The sequence below is a fragment of the Pseudomonas sp. Fl5BN2 genome (assembly GCF_009908205.1).
Taxonomy (GTDB): domain Bacteria; phylum Pseudomonadota; class Gammaproteobacteria; order Pseudomonadales; family Pseudomonadaceae; genus Aquipseudomonas.
In genome coordinates, this window is sequence record NZ_JAAARL010000058.1 from 1 (window position 1) to 799 (window position 799).

Annotated in this window: 1 pseudogene; it reads left to right on the forward strand. The window is 65.0% G+C overall.

Going from position 1 to position 799, the window contains the following annotated elements:
- Positions 1–564: pseudogene (locus GV819_RS32540) on the forward strand (TPM domain-containing protein); the annotation flags it as partial.
- Between the last annotated feature and the right edge of the window lie 235 nt (positions 565–799).

Consider the following 799-nt stretch of genomic DNA (forward strand, 5'->3'; position numbering starts at 1 on the left):
TTGCTGGTGGGCGTGGTGGGCGGGCGAGAGTGGCCGATGCAGTTGCTCCTGGTGCCGCTGTGCATGTTGGTGGGCGGCGCTACCTTCGGTGGGTTGTGGCAAGCGCGCCGGGTGTTCTATGGCGTGCTGGGCCTGCTGCTGTACATCGCGCTGCTGACCCTGGTCAGCCAGTACCTGGGCAGTGCGACCTTCCTGTATGGCCTGGCAGTGCCCGCGGGCGTGTTGCTGGTGCTGGGCGGTCATTGGCTGCTGTACCGGATGATGCGCAACAGCTGGAAGAAGAGTGCCAAGGGTTTTCGGTGGCGGCTGGGAGTGCTGCTGGTGCTGACTCTGTTGCTTGAGTCTGCGGTCGGTGGTTGGAACTCGTTGCACTCCTGGCTGGCGGTCCTACCGTTCGCCTATTTCATCGCTTTTGTCCTGTTTGCCGGCAGCAGAAATTTTCGCTGGAGCAGCGGCGCCAGTAGCGGCAGCAGCGGTGGCGGTTCCAGCACCCGCTCCAGCTCCAGCTCCAGTTCGGGGGGCGGCGGCTCCAGTGGCGGCGGTGGTGCGTCGGGCAGTTGGTGACAGGTGCGTGGCGAGGCAGCGGCCTGATGCTCGTTGCTCTTTCCTGCGCCGGCGGACCGGCTGCGGTGCAGACGGGGCCGCCGGCTTTACTGGGCTAGACGACTTCGTCGATCAGTGAAGTGGTCGCTGGGGTGTGCGTCACTGGAGGGCGGGGCTGTTCTTTCAGCGCATCCCTGAGTTTTTCCAGCGCGTCTTTCTGTTCCTGAGTCAGCGGTGGCGGCGGGGTGTCAGAGAC